At 65.7% G+C, this 16,852-nt stretch carries 12 protein-coding genes; 3 read left to right on the forward strand and 9 right to left on the reverse strand.

The annotated features are described in order from the left end of the window. Window positions 1-4: 4 nt before the first annotated feature. The gene (gene pepN, locus ACJRPG_RS22315) at window positions 5-2,650 is read right to left on the reverse strand and encodes an aminopeptidase N (protein ID WP_408002306.1); all 2,646 of its coding nucleotides are present in this window, start codon (window positions 2,648-2,650) and stop codon (window positions 5-7) included. Between the two features lie 98 nt (window positions 2,651-2,748). Between pepN and ACJRPG_RS22320 the strand changes: the two genes are divergently transcribed. Further along, a complete protein-coding gene (locus tag ACJRPG_RS22320) occupies window positions 2,749-3,105 on the forward strand; it encodes a nucleotide pyrophosphohydrolase (protein ID WP_408002307.1) in 357 nt (118 codons plus the stop codon). Here the strand turns inward: ACJRPG_RS22320 and ACJRPG_RS22325 are convergent. The 8 genes from ACJRPG_RS22325 to ACJRPG_RS22360 form a co-directional block, all read right to left on the reverse strand. Next, window positions 3,102-3,995 carry an alpha/beta hydrolase family protein gene (locus ACJRPG_RS22325; RefSeq protein WP_408002308.1) on the reverse strand — a complete coding sequence of 298 codons (894 nt, stop codon included), beginning with the start codon at window positions 3,993-3,995 and terminating at the stop codon, window positions 3,102-3,104. The two genes, ACJRPG_RS22320 and ACJRPG_RS22325, sit on opposite strands and share 4 nt — an antisense overlap. Before the next feature lie 68 nt (window positions 3,996-4,063). Further along, window positions 4,064-6,526: a TonB-dependent receptor plug domain-containing protein gene (locus tag ACJRPG_RS22330; RefSeq protein WP_408002309.1), complete on the reverse strand. Its 2,463-nt coding sequence runs from the start codon at window positions 6,524-6,526 to the stop codon at window positions 4,064-4,066. 43 nt (window positions 6,527-6,569) lie between these two features. Then, complete coding sequence (locus ACJRPG_RS22335) at window positions 6,570-7,064, reverse strand: RidA family protein (RefSeq protein ID WP_408002310.1); 495 nt, start codon at window positions 7,062-7,064, stop codon at window positions 6,570-6,572. Window positions 7,065-7,081: 17 nt separating this feature from the next. Beyond that, window positions 7,082-7,474 (reverse strand): c-type cytochrome, encoded by a 393-nt coding sequence (locus ACJRPG_RS22340; protein WP_408002311.1) that lies wholly within the window; start codon window positions 7,472-7,474, stop codon window positions 7,082-7,084. After that, on the reverse strand, window positions 7,471-9,054 hold the full coding sequence (locus ACJRPG_RS22345) for a flavin monoamine oxidase family protein (RefSeq protein WP_408002312.1): 1,584 nt from the start codon (window positions 9,052-9,054) through the stop codon (window positions 7,471-7,473). Before ACJRPG_RS22345 ends, ACJRPG_RS22340 begins: the two co-directional genes overlap by 4 nt. Window positions 9,055-9,276: 222 nt before the next feature. Beyond that, the gene (locus tag ACJRPG_RS22350; RefSeq protein WP_408002313.1) at window positions 9,277-10,989 is read right to left on the reverse strand and encodes a TnsB C-terminal domain-containing protein; all 1,713 of its coding nucleotides are present in this window, start codon (window positions 10,987-10,989) and stop codon (window positions 9,277-9,279) included. 159 nt (window positions 10,990-11,148) lie between these two features. After that, entirely contained in the window at window positions 11,149-13,278 is a 2,130-nt protein-coding gene (locus ACJRPG_RS22355) for a DEAD/DEAH box helicase (RefSeq protein WP_408002314.1), read from the reverse strand. 88 nt (window positions 13,279-13,366) lie between these two features. Beyond that, window positions 13,367-14,980, reverse strand: a complete 1,614-nt coding sequence (locus tag ACJRPG_RS22360) for a methyl-accepting chemotaxis protein (protein ID WP_408002315.1) — start codon at window positions 14,978-14,980, stop codon at window positions 13,367-13,369. Between the two features lie 162 nt (window positions 14,981-15,142). On the opposite strand from ACJRPG_RS22360, the gene ACJRPG_RS22365 reads away from it, so the two are divergent. Then, window positions 15,143-16,207, forward strand: a complete 1,065-nt coding sequence (locus ACJRPG_RS22365; protein ID WP_408002316.1) for a sensor histidine kinase — start codon at window positions 15,143-15,145, stop codon at window positions 16,205-16,207. Next, window positions 16,204-16,827 carry a response regulator transcription factor gene (locus ACJRPG_RS22370; RefSeq protein ID WP_408002317.1) on the forward strand — a complete coding sequence of 208 codons (624 nt, stop codon included), beginning with the start codon at window positions 16,204-16,206 and terminating at the stop codon, window positions 16,825-16,827. The genes ACJRPG_RS22365 and ACJRPG_RS22370 overlap by 4 nt, the downstream gene beginning before the upstream one ends. Window positions 16,828-16,852 lie beyond the last annotated feature (25 nt).

Raw genomic sequence — 16,852 nt, forward strand, 5'->3', positions numbered from 1 at the left:
ACACTTACTTCAGCGGCACCGTCATCGCCTTGCGGATGGCGACGCAGCGCGCGTCTTCCTGGTGCGCGATCAGCAGGCCGCGGCGGGTGCCGGCCGCCAGGTCCTTGTACTCGTCCGCAGCGGCCTTCAGGCGCGCCACGTTCTCAGGCGTGCAGGTCATCGGCAGCATCGAGGTAGCATAGGCGCGCATGTAGACCGGGCCTGCGGCCTTGTCCAGCGCCGGCAGCTGCTTCAGGCGTTCGGCGGCGGTCTGCTCGTTCAGGCGGGACTGCGCCATCGGATAGATATTCTCCATCATGGTGCGCACGCGCGAGAACGGCAGCTTGGTCTGCAGATCGTGGATCTGCGCCAGGCGCTCCGCCTTCACCTTGGCATCCGGCCGCAGCACGGTGGCTTCCAGCGCGGCGGACTGGCCGCTGTCGGACTTGTCGCGCTCCTGCTCGGCGGCGATGCGTGCATCGATGCCGGCGTAATTGCGCAGGCTCAGGGCCTGCAGCATGGTCCAGCGCAGGTCCTGGCTCAGCGTCACGCCTTTCAGTTCCTGCTTGCCGTCCAGGATGGCGGCCAGGCGGTCCAGGTCAGGTTTGCTCATGGCATGGCCGATATAGGAGTTCAGCCAGCGGCGCTTGTAGTTCTGGTCGCCCTTGTCGGACTGGCTCAGCTCCCATGCCATCTTTTCGAAAGCGTCGTTGGTGCGGCGGGAGTAGGCAGCATCCGGCGCCATCTTCTCCAGGGTGCTCAGGCCGGCGCCGGTTTTGTCCAGCACGGAGCCCAGCAGCGCATAGTCCTGCTCCGCCGGCAGGTTGTTCAGCGCCGTCTGCAGGAATTCGTTCAGCGGCAGCTGGCCATCCCGCACGCTGTCCCACATGCTTTGCCACAGCATGGTGCGCAGCATCGGGTCGGTGACCTTGCTCACGCTGCTGCGCGCGGTGGCGAAGGAGCGCTTGTCCAGGCCTGCCTTGACGAAGCCCCAGTCTTCATAGTTCGGGTACACCAGCGCCGGGCAGGCCGCGCCTTTCAGTTCCGGCACCTCGGTCGAGGCGCCCTTGTAGGTCACGGCCAGCTTGCGCTCCAGTTTCAGTTCCTTGCCGGCGTCGCTGAACAGGCCAAGCTGCACGCGCTGCTCGCGCAGCACAGGGTACTGGGCGCCGGCAGTCTGCTTCAGGCGGAAGCTGCTTACCTTGCCGCCCTTGCAGCTGAAGTCCGCGGCAATGGTGTTTACGCCCGGCTGGTACAGCCAGTCCTGGGTCCATTGGCCGAGGTCACGGCCCGCCGCTTCGCCCAGGCTGCCGATGAAGTCATCCAGCTTCGCGTTCTGCCAGCTGTATTTCACCAGGTAGTTGTGCACGCCCTTGCGGAACACTTCCTCGCCCAGCAGGTGGCGCAGCTGCTTGAGCGTGGACGCGCCTTTCGAGTAGGTGATGGCGTCGATATTGTCGAAGGCGTTGGCCGTGGTCGGCACCGGCACCTCGATCGGGTGGGTCACGACCTGCTGGTCCAGCACATAGGCGGCCGTTTTGCCTTGCGTGTAGAAGTACTGCCAGGCGTTCTTGAATTCGGTCGCCTCGGCGGTCGCCAGGGTGCCCATGAAGGAGGCGAAGCTCTCGTTCAGCCACAGGCCGTTCCACCATTTCATCGTCACCAGGTCGCCGAACCACTGGTGCGCCATCTCGTGCATGATCACGCTTGCCAGGCTGTGGCGCTGCGCCGTGTTCATTTTGTCCTTGTGCAGGAAGCCGTGTTCGGCGAAGGTCACGGCGCCCGCGTTCTCCATGGCGCCGTACAGGAAGTCCGGCACCAGCAGCTGGTCGTATTTCTCGTACTGGTAGGGAATGCCGAAGTAGTCGTCGAACCAGGCCAGGCCCTGCTTCGTGAAGGTGAACCATTCCTCCGGTTCCACCTGCGCCGCCACCGACTGGCGCGCAAACAGGCGCATCGGGTACTTGGCGCTCTTGTCTTCCCATACCTTGTACGGGCCGGCGTGCATGGAGAAGTTATAGGTGCTCAGCTTCTTCGAGACCGGGAAGGTCCACAGCTTGCCGCCTTCCACGTCCTTGACCGAACTTTCGCGCGTGGTGGACACCACGGTCCAGTCGGCGGGCACGGTCACGTTGAGCTGGTAGGTGGCTTTCAGGTCCGGCTGGTCGAAGCTGGGGAACATCTGCTGCGCCGCGGCAGGTTCGAAGTGGGAATAGGTGTAGACGCGTTTGTCCACCGGGTCCACCATGCGGTGCAGGCCTTCGCCATTGGTGCTGTGCTTGCGCGTGTAGTTGATGACGATCTGGTTGCGGCCCTGCTTCAGGTCTTCCGCCGCAATGGTCAGGAAGGTCTGGTTATACGCTGGCTTGACGGCCTTGCCGTTGGCGGTGACTTCACCCAGTTCAGCCTTGTTCAGGTCGATCGTCAGCGGCTCGGAAGCGTCCTTCAGGTCGAACTGCATGGTGGTGCTGCCGCTGAAGCTTTCCTCGCCGGTGAGGCGGAAGGCCAGCGTGTAAGTCACGTTCGATACGCGCGCCGAACGGGCTTCCGCGTCGGCTTGCGACAGCCAGGGTTTGTCAACACGGGGAGCGCTGGCGGCCTGCACGGCCGGCGCAGCAATGAAGAGGGAAGCAATCGTCAGCGCGAGCGCGCGGGGTACCAATGATTTCATCGTCGTCCTTATGTTTTTTATTGCCCCCAGTCGGCCCCGATTGGGCGGCGCAGGAATGATAGCATCGAAGATTGTCACAATTTGTCTTTTTATTTCACATGAAAAATCCCCTCGACACGGCCGGCGACGGCCTGCCAGCGGACACGCTGACACTGCTGCGCGAGCGCACCCGCGCCTTTGCCGATGCACGCGACTGGGAGCAGTACCACACGCCCAAGAACCTGGCGATGGCGCTGTCGGTTGAAGTGGCGGAGCTGGCCGAACACTTCCAGTGGCTGAAGACGGGAGCGCCGCAAGAACTGGATGACAAGGCGCGCGAAGGCATCCGCCACGAGCTGGCGGACGTGCTGCTCTACCTGGTGCAGCTGGCCGACCGCAGCGGCGTGGACTTGCGTGCCGCCGCACTGGAGAAGATGGCCCTGAACGCAGTCAAATACCCCGCGCCGGGCGCCTAGAGGCCGAGTGCTTTGCGGATTTCGGCGGAGACGATTTTCCACGAAGGCGAGGTCGCGGCCACTTCGTCGTAGTGGCTGCCGCCCGGCAGCAGCACCACGCTGGCGGTGTCGCCCGCAGCGCGGGCGCGCCGGGCGTAGGCTTCGCCGGTCGAGATGGGCGATACGGTGTCATGCTCGCCGTGGACCAGCACCGTATGGATTTTCGCGGGCAGCATTTCGGCGGGCGAGGTGTCGAGGAACACATCGGGACGCGCCGCGCTGGGTTTGCCCGCCAGCTGTTCGGTATCGCGCTCGCAGCTGCTCTTGATCAGCGCCGCCTGCAGGCGCAGGTCGGCCAGGCCGCCCAGGCTGATCACCTGCGGAATGGCCAGCGGGTCCTTCACCCAGGCCGGGCTCCAAGAGGGCAGCCTGTGGCGCGACGCGGCCCACTGCGCCAGGTGCCCGCCTGCCGAATGGCCGACCGCCACCACGCGGGTAAGATCGAGCTGGCTGGCGGCCGCTTCCTGCTTCAGGCGGTCCACCGCAGCCGCCACGTCCTGGTACATGCCGGGGTAGCCGCCGCCCGGTTCGTCGTAGCGGCGGTATTCCACATTCCACACCGCGATGCCCTGCGCCGCCAGGCTGCTCGCCATATTGCGCATCTGCGTAATGCCGCCGAACTGCACGGTCCAGCAGCCGCCATGAATCAGCACCACCACCGGGAACGGGCCCTTGCCGGCGGGCCGGAACAGCTCCACGAACTGGGATGGCGCTGCGCCGTAGGCAATGTGCTTGTCCGGCGCGCGGCCGTTCAGCGCCAGGTAGTCCTGCAGCGACATGGGCGCGGCGGCCGCGGCGGCGCTGCCGGCAACGGCGGCGGCGCACAGCGAATGGCGGATGATCCTGAGCATGCGATCCTCTGAACGAAAAACGGGGCAAGGCGCAGCATACCGCGCCTTGCCCCGCCTGTCATGCACGCTTAAAACTTGAAGCTGGCGCGCGCGTAGTAGTAGCCGCCGTTGATGCCGAAGGGCGAGAAGGTCGGCAGCACCGTCACCGCGCTGTTGTCCAGGTTGGCGCGGTAGACCGACAGCAGCTCGGCGTTCACGCCGTCCGGGTACTTGTTGAACAGGTTGTTGGCGCCCACGGTGAGGGTCCAGTTGCTGTTGTAGCGGTAAGCCACTTCAAGATCGGTAATCGCGGTATTGCCGATTTCGTTCTTGTAGTAAGTGCCGCCGTCCGGCGATTCCCAGTTATAGGACTTGCCGTACAGCGCCTCGCGCAGGTTGAGCGTCCAGTTCCCCACCTTCCACAGCGCGCCCAGGTTGACGCGGGTGCGCGGCGATGCGGTTTCCAGGTTGGAGATCGCCGTGCGGTCCAGCAGGTTCTGTGGCAGCAGCTGGGCCGGAGCCTGGTTCACCTTCGTCACGCGAACCTGGTTCCAGTTGGCGGCGGCGCTCCAGTCCACGCGGCCCATGTCGCCGTAATTGCTGTTCAGGGTGGCCACAACTTCCAGGCCGCGCGAACGGGTGTTCACCGCATTCGAGAAGATGTTGATGCCGGTATCGCTGACGGTCGGGTCGAGCACATTGCCGTTGGCCAGGATCGCCGCCACCACGGCCGGCGAGTTCACCGCGCCGCCGGATCCATACAAGGCGCCGGAACCGACGATACGGTCGCGGATCTTGATCTGGTAGGCATCGACCGTCAGCGAAACATTGCGCGCCGGGTTGATCACGATACCCGCACTCAGGTTGGTGGAGGCTTCGGGTTTCAGTCCATCGATGCCCACCAGCTTCGCGCCCTGCGAGTTCGGCGCCAGCTGCACGAAGGCGCTGGTCGGCGATACGTTGGTGGCCGAGTAGTACTGCTCCGCCAGCGTCGGCGCACGGAAGCCATTGCTGAAGGTGCCGCGCAGCGCAAAGGCGTCGCTGAAGTCGTAGCGCGACGTAAGCTTGCCCACTTTCGCCTTGCCGAAGTCGCTGAAGTCCTCGTAGCGGCCCGCCAGGTCCACCGTCCAGCCCTTGAGCGGGAAACTGATGAAGTTGAGGTAGATGGCCTTGTTGTTGCGGTCATGCTTGCCCGCGTCGGTGAGCGAGAAGCCGGGGTAGGACTGCGAGCCTTCCTTGTAGCGCGAATATTCATCGCCGGCGCGGATCTCGTATTCATCCTTGCGATGCTCCAGGCCCATGGCGAAGGTGGATGGCTTGGCCCAGCCCATGTCGAACTCGCGGCTGATGTCGAAGTTGTTGGTCCACTGGGTGGCGATGAAGTCGCCGGCATGGAACACGGTCGGGGTAAAGCCCTTGTCCTTGTAGAGCGAGACGTTGCCGGTATCTTCCACGCCGATTTCCGCCTTGTCGCGGCCATAGGTGGTGCTCAGCTCCCAGTGCCAGCCAGCGCCCAGCTTGCCCTTCGCGCCCGCAGTGAAGGCGTAGTCGGTCTCCTTCATCGTCTCCTTGGGGTCGAAGCCCAGCGGATAGACGGCAGGCAGGCGGTTCGGCATCCGGTAGTTCTCGTGCGCGCGCGCCTGCTTCTTGCCCCAGGTGGCGAAGGCATAGAGCGATGTGTCGTCGTCGATGTCGTAGCCGGCATTCAGCGCCAGCGTATGCAGGTGGTATTGCGCATCGCCCGCGATCTTGTTCAGGTGCGGATAGCCGGGCGCCTGCAGCAGCGGCATGTTCTTGATGTTGTTCGGGTCCAGCACGCGCGGGTCGATGCCGCCGCGGTCGCTGTAGCCGTGGTACTTGGTTTCGGCCGTCAGGCTGATGAAGGCGTTCTCCATCGGCGTGAAGCCGATATTGGCCGTGCCGTCGCCGGTACGGCCGCCGCCATCCACGTAGCCGCCGCCGTTCACATTGCCGCTCACGCCCTTGTTGTTCGATTTCAGGATGATGTTGACCACGCCCGCAATCGCATCGGTGCCGTATTGGGCCGCGGCGCCGTCCTGCAGCACCTCGATATGGTCGATGGCCGCCACCGGAATGAAGTTCAGGTCGGCCGCCGCACCGCCCTGGTATGGTCCGCCCAGCACGGCGAGGTTGGAGGTTCCGTGGCGGCGCTTGCCGTTCACCAGCACAAGGGTGTTGTTCGGGCTGAGGCCGCGCAGGCGCGCCGACAGCGTGAGGTTGGCCGTATCGCCGCCGAAGGCCTGCGCCGTGAACGACGGCAGGTTCTGCGCCAGCGCCTGCACCAGGTCGGGCTGGCCGGTGCGCAGCAGGGATGCTGCGTCCAGAACCTGGATCGGCGATGCGCTGTTTTCCGCTTTCAGGCCGCTGGCGCGGGTGCCGGTGACAATCACGGCCCCCACCGAAACCGGTGCGGCGCCCGCCACATTCTCGGATTGCGGATCGGCCGGTTCCACCGGTTCAGGATTTGCAAGTGCCAGGCCCGAATGCAGGACCATGGCGGCGGCGCCCGTTTTGATGATTCCCTTGTGCATGGATATTTCCTTTTTTATGAGTGAAACGAATCGGTACGGCGACTTATTTTTTTGCAGCGACAACTTCGATCTCGACCAGCCAGCCCGGCACATTCAGCGCCGCCACCTGCATCACGGCGCGCGCAGGAAGGTTCGGCTGCGCTCCGCCGAAGAACTGGGTATAGCCCTCCATGAAGCCCTTGATATCGGCCTTCCCGTTTTTCGCGGGGTCGCCTACCAGGAAGACCTGCATCTTCACGACATCGCCCATGGCCAGGTTCATGGACTTCAGGATTTCTTCGATCTTCTTCAGCACGCCGACCGTCTGCGTCTTCGTGTCGCCGTAGGCGGCGATGGATTCCGGAGCGGCGGCCTTGTCCACCACCGGCGGCACCTGGCCGCTGATGAAGTGGATGGTGGAACCCGGTGGCAGCGTCACAGCCTGCGCGATCGGGAAGTCGGAGCCGGGAATCTTGTGGCGGACGATGCCCTGCGCCTGTGCGGACGCGGCAAGCAGGGACAGGGACAGGAAAGCTGCGGTGGTGAAGCGTGGTTTCATGCGGTCTCTCACTTTCATCAATGTTTGTTGGACATGCGGCCGCCGGCGAACTTCGGCACCTGCAGCGTGGCGCGCAAGGCCGCCACCTGCGCTTCCTCGATGCCGTCCGCCTTGTTGCCCCAGCTGCTGCGCACGAAGCTCAGCACCGCGGCGATTTCTTCATCGTTCATGGCGCTGCTGAAATCGGGCATGCCGCCCCGCCCTTTCAGCAGCACTGCCGATACCTCGTCGGGCGCGCCCTGCACGAAGGCGCTGCCGGCCAGCGCGGGGAATGCGCCCGCGATGCCCTGGCCTTTGGCCTGGTGGCAGGCGGCGCAGTTCTTCGCGAACAGGGCCTTGCCGTCCGCGGCCTGTGCGGCATAGGGCACGGCGAATGCCAGCAAGGCGAGAAAAATGATGTTGGACTTCATGCACTGGCCCTTTCATGGATGCGGGCCAGCTGTTGCCAGGCCGATTCGATGGCGCCGGCCTGCCAGCCGGTGAGATAGCTCAGGTGCTCGCCGGCGAGCAGCACCCGGCCCTCACCTTCCAGCAGCACCGGGTAGGCGCTCTTGCGCGACTCCTCGCTCCATTCGGCCCAGCCGCCCAGGTTGTACTGCACGCGGTGCCATGCCACGGAGAAGGACTTCTCGAAGGAGGCGCGGTAGGCAGGGAATATCTTTTCGCCTGCGGCCAGTGCGAATTCGGCGCGTTCGGCGGGCGTCATCGCGCTCACCTCGATGGCTGCGCTTTGGTAGTTGTAGTAGCCGAGCAGCACCCCCTTCTGCTTCTGCCATTGCGAAGACGGCAGGGAAATGGTGTTGATGCCCTTGAGGTCCGTGAACACGTGGCCGCCGTAGATATGGTCGTCCTCTTCCCAGAAGCGGCGCTTCATCTGCAGGCCGATCTTGCCGACCGGCGCATAGGCGACCGCCTTCACGGCGGCCTTGAACTTGTCGGAGAAATCGGTGTCGATCATGCGCAGCACGGAAAGCGGAATGGTGCACAGGCAGTAATCCGCACTGAGCGATTGCAGCTTGCCGGTTCCGGTGTCTTTGTATGTCACCGTGACGTTCTTCTCGCCGTGGCGGATGGTCTGCACTTCCGCCTTGTAGCGGATGAAGCGCCCGACACGCTTTTCGAAAGCCTTTGCAATCGCATCCATGCCGCCCACCGGCTGGAACATGGTGTTCTGCATCGGGAAGTCCTGCACCGCGCTGTACACATTGCTGACGTGGGAGGCCAGCAGTTCCCTGAAGCCCAGCGGATCGGACGCCGTGCCGGGGCCGGGATTCATGCCCGCGCCGGGATTGACAGCGAAGCCGCGGCCACTGCGGCCCTTGTAGCGCAGATCATCGTTATCGAGCTGGCCTTCATGCACCAGGTAGTCCAGCAGCAGGCGCTGGTCTTCGGCATTGAGCTTTTTGTCCAGCGTGTGGTCCTGCACCGACTTGGCCAACAGCTCGGCAACGTGGCCACGCATATCGGCCTTGATCTGTGCCGGGCGCAGGCGCTGGCGCGACAGCGGGCCGCCGTTCTCCAGGTAGACGATGGAGTGGTCGTTATCGTTGACCATCACCTCGAGTGGAACACCAAAGCTGCGCGTGTAGTGCAGCGTCGACTGATGGTGCAGCGGAATGCGCCAGGGCCCGTGGTTGATGTAATGCCCGTCGTCGAACTCGCAGCGCTGCGGCTCGCCGCCCAGCTCCGCCAGCGTGAAGCCCTTGCGTGCGGTCTGGCAGCGGCCGCCGGCGAAACCGCGCGCCTCCAGCACCTGCACACGGTAGCCGAGCTTCCCCAGCTCATAGGCCGCCGTCATGCCGGCCAGGCCGGCGCCGAGGATAAGGACGGACTTTCCCTTGCCGTTGCCGCTCAGCACCGGCGGTCCCGCCATGCGCGATGCGATGCCCATGCCCCATGCATCCATCGTATTGAACAGGAGGCCGGTTCCTCCCACAGCAGCGGCGCGATAGAGAAACTCGCGCCGCGTGATTGCACCTGAACTTTGCATCTGCTTCCTCCACTTGGCTGGATGAAGTGATCAAAGCAATCGCTGTGCCACGCAGCAGCCGAAAACACTCTATTCGGCGCATCGAATAAACTTGTTTCGGCAGGCTCCCGCATCGAAGCGCGCCAGCAGGCATAAGGCCTTCCGCGAACATACTTTGTTATTCCCCAGCAGCAAAGAAAGCTGCCGTGGCCTTTGTGGTGCGGCGCACCATCGAGATGCGCATCAGAAGCTGGCGTGCATCCCCGGCGCATGCGCCGCGCTCCGCGTTGCGTCCGCAGCGAGATGGCAGACATGAAAGCGCATCGGCGCTACCGGGTCCAGAAGGTAGATGAGGGAGCGGTCGGATGCGTCATACGCCACGCGCACCGGCCAGCGCCGCTGGCGCGCACGCTCGAACCAGCGTTCCGCCAGCGCATGCGCACAGCTGTAATACAGGCCGTGCAGGCAGATGCCATCCGGCGTGACCATGGCTTCCTCTGTCGGCAGCAGGCAGCAGCGCACCGTCTCTTCCGGATACTGGCGCAGGGCTCCGCCACGCTGGCGCAGCCCCCATTCCCACAGCTGCAGCGGCGCCAGCGCCCCCGGGCCTTGCTGCCGCAGGTTGTACTCGAGGATACTGTCGATCACGGCACGGGTGAACTGCACGATGTCGATGGCGGCGTCCATGGCGCCGGAGATGTCATCCGGGGCGCGGACCGGTGCGGCGGCATCGAGCAGCGGAAAGCGCTTGCCGAGATCCTCGCGCCACCATGCGGACTGCGCGGTACCCGCCGTACAGCGCACGCCGAAGTTATTGAACAGCACATCGGTCTGCGCTTCCCCGGCCAGCAGCGGATCGATACGCAGCATCTCCGGCAGCTGGCGTGAAGGCCATTCGCCGGCATGGATGCTGCGGCCGAATCGCTGGCAGTAGCGGGCCTTGTCGGCAGCACAGTGGACCAGCGCCATCATGCCCTGCCGCCAGTGCGGCGCCTCCAGGCTGACGTGGATGCCGGCCACGAGGCCGCTGAAGACATCGGACACCACATATAGCAGCGGCATGCCCGCCAGCCGGCTGCGGTCGTCGGCCGATACCAGCTGCACGTCGGCCCGCACCGCGTCGAGCTGGAACACGGCGCCGGGCCGGCCGGGCTGCGGCACATGCCACTCCGCGGGCAAGGGTGCAGGCCGGCCCGGCTGCCCAGGCACGCCGTCCTGCGTCAGCCAATAGCTGAACTGGCCGAAGGTCGGCACCGCATCCGCTCCCGCTTCGCGCCGTATACGCCGCGTCTCGTGGTCGACGCTGGGCCGGCTGAAGAAGTCGCGGACCATGGCCTCATATACCGCGCGTCGCGAGAAACGGCCCTGCGCCGCGGAATAGCTGGCAGCGGCCACTCGGAAGATGCGGCGCATGCCGTCGCCGACGTTTACACCTGGCGCGGCGCCGTGCTTGCGTGGCCGTCCGCGCTTCACTCCCTCCGAGGAGCGGCGGGTTTTGCCGCGTGCACCGGAATTGGCGTAGTCGGGCAGCAGCGCATTCGGCGTCATGCCGCGCTGCCAGTAGCGGCGCAGGTAGCGGTAGAGCGTGGGATGCGAGAACCCGTGGCGCCCGGCGTAATCGGCAATGAGCGGGCCGCGCTTGCGCGGCTGGTAGATGGCAGGCTCCATGCAGGCCAGGTCGCGGATGATGGACCAGGCCCGGTCACGCAGCTGCAGGTGTTTGGGCGGCAGCAGGTCCTGGTTCACCAGCACGGTGAAGGGATCTTCCTCCAGCCTGTGCGCCCGGCCCTCGTCAAGGTCAGCCTGCAGGCTGGCCAGGGATAGCAGCTCCGCATCGCTGGAGCGCGCGTGGACATCGAATGCATACGCCACCGTGCGGGCCGGGTCGATCCACAGGATACGCAGGACGCGGCGCCGCGGCACCGCCAGCTCGATCAAGTCGTTTCGCGATAGCATCTGCCGCCCTCAGAGGACTAAATGCAGATGTCTATGCAAATACCAGACCAGGCAATGCTGCGCCGGGGCGCAGGGGGAACGGCCCGGGCCGCGGCAGGCTCCGGGCCTTATTCTGGTGCGGCGAAGGGCGGCGCCCGCACCGCAGCCGTGCGCAGGCGCTTACTTCTTCTTGCCCTTGCCCGGCACGGACTTCTTCGGCGGGGTGTGCTTGGCCGATTCCGGCGGCATGCTGTCGGCAAGGCTGATCTTCAGCTGCTGGCCGCCCACCCATACCTTGCCGAGGTGCTTGAAGATCTCGTCGGGCATCCCGTCGGGCATCTCCAGCATCGAGTGGTCGTCGAAGATCTCGATACGGCCGATGTAGCGCGCTTCCAGCCCGCTTTCGTTGGCGATGGCGCCCACCAGGTTCGATGGCGTGGCCGCGTGCCTGCTGCCCACTTCCACGCGGTAGGCGCGGATGCGCATCTCGCCCTTCGGCGCTTTTTCCTTTTTCTTCTTCGGCGCGGGCTCTTCCTCCGCTACCGCCGCTTCGGCGACGAGCGCGTCCAGCGTGCGCGGCTTGCTCTTCTTCGGCGCCGGCGCTGCAGCAGGCGCTTCGCCGTCACGGCTGATGCGCAGGAACTGGCCCGCCACGCGCACGCCGGACAGCGTGGACAGGGTATCGGGGCTCAGGTCGTCCGGCATATCGAGCACGGTGAAGTCGTCGAAGATCTCGATGCGGCCGATATATTTGGAATCGATGCCGCCTTCGTTGGCGATGGCGCCGACGATATTGCCCGGCTTCACGCCGTGCTGGTAGCCGACCTCGATGCGGTAGGTCTGCATGCCCGGCTCGGATTCGCGCGGCACGCGCTCCTTTTTCGGGAAGCTGCGTTCGGCGCGCTCCGGACGCTCTGCACGCTCCGGGCGCTCGGCACGGGCCGGCGCCTTGCCGTCTTCATGCCAGCCTTTCTCGCGGCTCTTGTCCAGCAGCAGGGGCACGTCGCCACGCGCGATCTTGGCGAGCGCAGCGGCAATCTCGATAGCGGGAATATTCTGTTCGCGTTCGAAGTCCTCGATCAGCGACCGGAAATGCTCCAGGCCGCCCTCGGCCAGCGTTTCGCTGATCTGGTCCTTGAACTTCGCAATGCGCACGTCGTTGACGGCCTTGATGCTCGGCAGCTCCATCGGGCTGATCGGCTGGCGCGTGGCGCGCTCGATGGATTTCAGCAGGTTGCGCTCGCGCGGCGTGATGAACAGGATCGCCTCGCCGCTGCGGCCCGCACGGCCGGTGCGGCCGATGCGGTGGGTGTAGCTTTCCGCGTCATACGGCACGTCGTAGTTGACCACGTGGCTGATGCGCTCCACATCCAGGCCGCGCGCCGCCACGTCGGTGGCCACCAGGATGTCGATCTTCCCTTCGCGCAGCTGGCCGATGGTGCGCTCGCGCGCCGCCTGCTGCATGTCGCCGTTGATGGCGGCCGCGGAGAAGCCGCGCGCCTGCAGGCGCTCCGTCAGCTCCTCGGTGCCAAGCTTGGTGCGCGAGAAGATGATCATGCCGTCGAAGTTCTCCGCCTCCAGGATGCGGGTCAGCGCATCCAGCTTGTGCATGCCGCTCACCAGCCAGTAGCGCTGGCGGATATTCTCGGCGGTGCCGGTCTTGGCCGCCACCGTCACTTCGGCCGGATTGCGCAGGTAGGTGGTGGCGATGCGCTTGATCTGGCTTGGCATGGTGGCCGAGAACAGCGCGGTCTGGCGCGTTTCCGGCGTCTCCTGCAGGATGCGCTCCACATCGTCGATGAAGCCCATGCGCAGCATTTCATCCGCCTCGTCCAGCACCAGCGTCTTCAGCTTGCTGAGGTCCAGCGAGCCCTTTTCGATATGGTCGATGATACGGCCCGGCGTGCCCACCACCACGTGCACGCCGCGGCGCAGCGCCGACAGCTGCGGGCCGTAGCTCTGGCCGCCGTACACCGGCAGCACATGGAAGCCCGGAATATAGGCGGCGTAGCGCTGGAAGGCCTCGGCCACCTGGATCGCCAGCTCGCGCGTGGGCGCCAGCACCAGCGCCTGCGGCGCGCTCAGTTTGGTGTCGATGCGCGACAGGATGGGCAGCGCGAAGGCGGCCGTCTTGCCGGTGCCGGTCTGGGCCTGGCCCAGCACGTCGCGGTTCTGCAGCAGGTGGGGGATGGTGGCGGCCTGGATCGGGGAAGGGACTTCATAGCCCACTTCCTTCAGGGATTTGATCAGCGGCGCGCTGAGGGATAGATCGGTAAACAGGGTAACGGGGGATGGAGCTGTTGCAGACATGGCGGCACTCGCTGAAATTATTGTTCGAATCGCCCAATGCGACAGAAAGTGCGTAGTTTACCCTGTCCGCGCCCCCTGTGCCGTTTTCCTATACCACGCCGGCCAGATAAGCCGGGCGCGCGGGCCGCACCAGGCGCAGCTCCCCCTGGGCCTCGGGCGCCAGGCGGAATACGCCGATGGCGCGCGCCAGCAACGAGGCCTGCTCTTTCAGCGCATTGGTGGCGACAGCCGACTGTTCGACCAGGGCGGCGTTCTGCTGCGTTACCGTGCCCAGCTCTGCAATGGCCACGTTCACCTGTTCGATGCCCTGGCTCTGCTCGCGGCTGGCGCCGCTGATCTCATCCACGATGGCGGCCACGCGCTTTACGCTGGCGATGGCGCCGTCGATGGTGCTGCCGGCATGGCTGACGCGGCGCACGCCCTCGTCCACCTTGGCCAGGGAATCGTCGATCAGGCCGCGGATCTCCTTGGCCGACCCGGCGCTGCGCTGCGCCAGCTGGCGCACTTCGTTCGCCACCACGGCGAAGCCGCGTCCCTGTTCGCCGGCGCGCGCCGCCTCCACCGCGGCGTTCAGGGCCAGCAGGTTGGTCTGGAAGGCGATGCCGTCGATCACGCTGACGATTTCCGTCATGCGCTTCGAGGCCTCGGTGATGCGCTGCATGGTCTCCACAATGTCGTTGACCGCCACGCCGCCATCGACGGCGACGCTGGCCGCCGATGCTGCCAGCGCGCTGGCCTGCTGCGCATGTTCGGCGTTCTGGCGCACCGACACGGTCAGTTCTTCCATGGCCGCCGCCGTTTCCTCCAGCGCCGCAGCCTGCTGGCTGGTGCGCGAGGCCAGGTCGTCGTTGCCGCTGGCCAGCTCGATGGCGGCGCTGGCGACGGTATCCGCACCGCGCCGCACATTGCCGACCGCCGACTGCAGGCGCTCGTTCATGGCGCGCAGCGCTCCAAGCAGGCGGCCCGTCTCGTCACGCGTGACGGCGCCGATTTGCGTACTGAGGTCGCCATCGGCCACCCGCTCGGCCACCAGCACGGCGGCACGCAGGGGCGAAGCGATCATGCGGGCGATGCGCCAGGCCAGCAGGCCGCCCAGCACCAGCGCCGCGGCCAGCAGGCCGATAATCAGGTGGCGGGCATGCAGGTAGGCCTGTTCGGCACGGGCCTGGGCGGCTGCGCCGCCGGCCAGGTCGATGTCCACCAGCTTCGTCACCAGATCGGCGCTCTCGAAATTGTATTTGCGCGATTCGCCGCGCACTGCCTGGCGGGCGCCATCGAGGTCGCCGCTACGGGAGATGGCGGCCGCCGCATGGGCAGCCGTGTCGTAATTGCGCAGCGAAGTTTCCAGCTGGGCGAAGGTGCGGCGCGCTTCGGGGCCGGCCTCGATCTGGCTGTAGCGCGCCATCAGCAGGCGCAGCTCGGCCATCTTGTCGTCCATCTTGGCGGCATAGCCGTCGAAGTCGGCCTCCTGGTTCGACAGCACATGCTGCAGCTCATAGGTGCGGTAGCGGATCAGCCCTGCCTTGATTTCGAGGATGGTGCGGATGGCCGGCGACCACACATTGTTCACTTCATACGTCGCCTGGTTGAGCACCCGCAGCTGCGCAATCGAGAATGCGCCGAGCACCGCAGTCAGCGACAGCACCAGCACGATGGCCAAACCCAGTTTGTGGGCAATCCTCAGATTCTGAAACCAGTTCATTGCGATCTCCTTGTTGTCCCGCCCCATGCGGCATGCAACAAAGATTAGGCCTGCGCGCAACGCCGCGCCATGGCATCTGCGTATAGAAACCTATACCTTGGTTTAGGTTTCGGTCCGGCCCGCTGCACAAGCCGGAAGCCTGCTTTATACTCAACAGTCACCATGAACCGCACACCGCCTCCCCCCTTGCTCAAGCCCGTGATCGGGCTGCTGACGCTGGCGATCTTCATGATCGACGCGTTTACCATGCTGGACATCGCCATCGCCGTGCTCTACGTCGTGGTGGTGCTGGCGTCTGTCCATGCCTGGCCGCGCTACCTGCTGCGCATCACGGCGCTGTGCGTGGTGCTGACGGTGGCGGCTTATCTCCTGTCCAGCTGGGGCGACCTGGCGGATGCTTCGGCCGGGCGCTGCCTGGTGAGCCTGTCGGCCATCGGCATCACCGGCTACCTGGCCTATGCCGGCCACCGCGCCAACGAGCGCCTCTGGCAAAAGGAAGAGTCGCTGCGCGAATCGCGCCTGCAGCTGGCCCATGCCAGCCGTGTGACGACGCTGGGCGAGCTGGCCGCCTCCATTGCCCATGAAGTGAACCAGCCATTGGCCGCCATTTCGGCGAATGGCGCGGCGGCCCTGCGCTGGCTGAACCGCCCGCAGCCGGAACTGGAGGAAGTGCGCGCCGCCATTGGCCGCGTGCTGTCCGACACCGAACGCGCCAGCGATGTGATCAAGCGCATCCGCGCGCTCGCGCGCAAGAGCGATCCACAGCAGCAGGCGCTGGACCTGAACGATATTGCAAAGGCCAGCGCGGCGCTGGTGCAGCGTGAGCTGGCCGCGCACCGCGTGCGCCTGCAGCTCGGCCTCGCGCCGCAGCTGCCGCAGGTGGAAGGCGACAGCGTGCAGCTGCAGCAGGTGGTGATCAACCTGCTGATGAACGGCATGCAGGCGATGGACGCCCAGGGCGGCGGCGAGCTTGGCCTGCGCACCTTCGTGCAGGACGGCGCCGTGCACCTGGCCGTCAGCGACAGCGGTCCGGGCATCGCGCCCGAGCACAGCGGCAAGCTGTTCGATGCCTTCTTCAGCACCCGCGCCGACGGCATGGGCATGGGGCTCGCCATCTGCCGCTCGATCGTGGAGAGCCACGGCGGCCGCATTGCCGCGGTGCCGAAGGAGGGCCGCGGCGCCTGCCTGCAATGCAGCTTCCCGCTGCACGCGGCGGAGGCGGCATGAACGCGCCGGACGCCATGGTCTATATCGTCGACGACGACGAGGCGCTGCGCTCGGCCCTGCATTCCCTGCTGCGCTCCATCGGCCTGCAGGCCGAAGCCTTCGATTCCGTGCCGGCCTTCCTGGCCCATCCCCGTGCCGGCTGCGCCAGCTGCCTGCTGCTGGACGTGCGCCTGCGCGGGAGCAGCGGCCTCGACTTCCAGGCGGAGCTGAACCGCCAGGGCACCACCCTGCCCATCGTCTTCATGACCGGGCATGGCGATATCCCGATGTCGGTGCGCGCCATGAAGGCGGGCGCGGTGGACTTCCTGGCCAAGCCTTTCCGCGAGCAGGACCTGCTGGATGCCGTGACGGCGGCGCTGGAGACCGACCGCAAGCGCCGCTCGCAGGACGAAGCGGGCGCCGCGCTGCAGCGCCGCTACGCCACCCTGACGCCGCGCGAGCGCGAGATCATGGCGCTGGCGGCGCGCGGCCTGATGAACAAGCAGATCGCGGGCGAAGTGGGGACCAGCGAGATCACGGTGAAAATCCACCGCGGCAACGCGATGAAGAAAATGCAAGCCCGCACCTTCGCCGACCTGGTGCGCATGGCCGAAGCGCTCGGCGTGACCGCCGCTTCCTGAAGGCCTATACCCTTGTATGATTTCC

It is taken from the genome of Pseudoduganella rhizocola, from assembly GCF_045984285.3.
Classification (GTDB): domain Bacteria; phylum Pseudomonadota; class Gammaproteobacteria; order Burkholderiales; family Burkholderiaceae_D; genus Rugamonas.

What these genes read in the sequence shown, in the direction of transcription:
- ACJRPG_RS22365 (WP_408002316.1), top strand. Translation starts at nt 15,143, where the DNA reads ATGAACCGCACACCGCCTCCCCCCTTGCTCAAGCCCGTGATCGGGCTG.
- ACJRPG_RS22355 (WP_408002314.1), bottom strand. Translation starts at nt 13,278, where the DNA reads ATGTCTGCAACAGCTCCATCCCCCGTTACCCTGTTTACCGATCTATCC.
- ACJRPG_RS22340 (WP_408002311.1), bottom strand. Translation starts at nt 7,474, where the DNA reads ATGAAGTCCAACATCATTTTTCTCGCCTTGCTGGCATTCGCCGTGCCC.
- pepN (WP_408002306.1), bottom strand. Translation starts at nt 2,650, where the DNA reads ATGAAATCATTGGTACCCCGCGCGCTCGCGCTGACGATTGCTTCCCTC.
- ACJRPG_RS22370 (WP_408002317.1), top strand. Translation starts at nt 16,204, where the DNA reads ATGAACGCGCCGGACGCCATGGTCTATATCGTCGACGACGACGAGGCG.
- ACJRPG_RS22325 (WP_408002308.1), bottom strand. Translation starts at nt 3,995, where the DNA reads ATGCTCAGGATCATCCGCCATTCGCTGTGCGCCGCCGCCGTTGCCGGC.
- ACJRPG_RS22335 (WP_408002310.1), bottom strand. Translation starts at nt 7,064, where the DNA reads ATGAAACCACGCTTCACCACCGCAGCTTTCCTGTCCCTGTCCCTGCTT.
- ACJRPG_RS22345 (WP_408002312.1), bottom strand. Translation starts at nt 9,054, where the DNA reads ATGCAAAGTTCAGGTGCAATCACGCGGCGCGAGTTTCTCTATCGCGCC.
- ACJRPG_RS22350 (WP_408002313.1), bottom strand. Translation starts at nt 10,989, where the DNA reads ATGCTATCGCGAAACGACTTGATCGAGCTGGCGGTGCCGCGGCGCCGC.
- ACJRPG_RS22330 (WP_408002309.1), bottom strand. Translation starts at nt 6,526, where the DNA reads ATGCACAAGGGAATCATCAAAACGGGCGCCGCCGCCATGGTCCTGCAT.
- ACJRPG_RS22320 (WP_408002307.1), top strand. Translation starts at nt 2,749, where the DNA reads ATGAAAAATCCCCTCGACACGGCCGGCGACGGCCTGCCAGCGGACACG.
- ACJRPG_RS22360 (WP_408002315.1), bottom strand. Translation starts at nt 14,980, where the DNA reads ATGAACTGGTTTCAGAATCTGAGGATTGCCCACAAACTGGGTTTGGCC.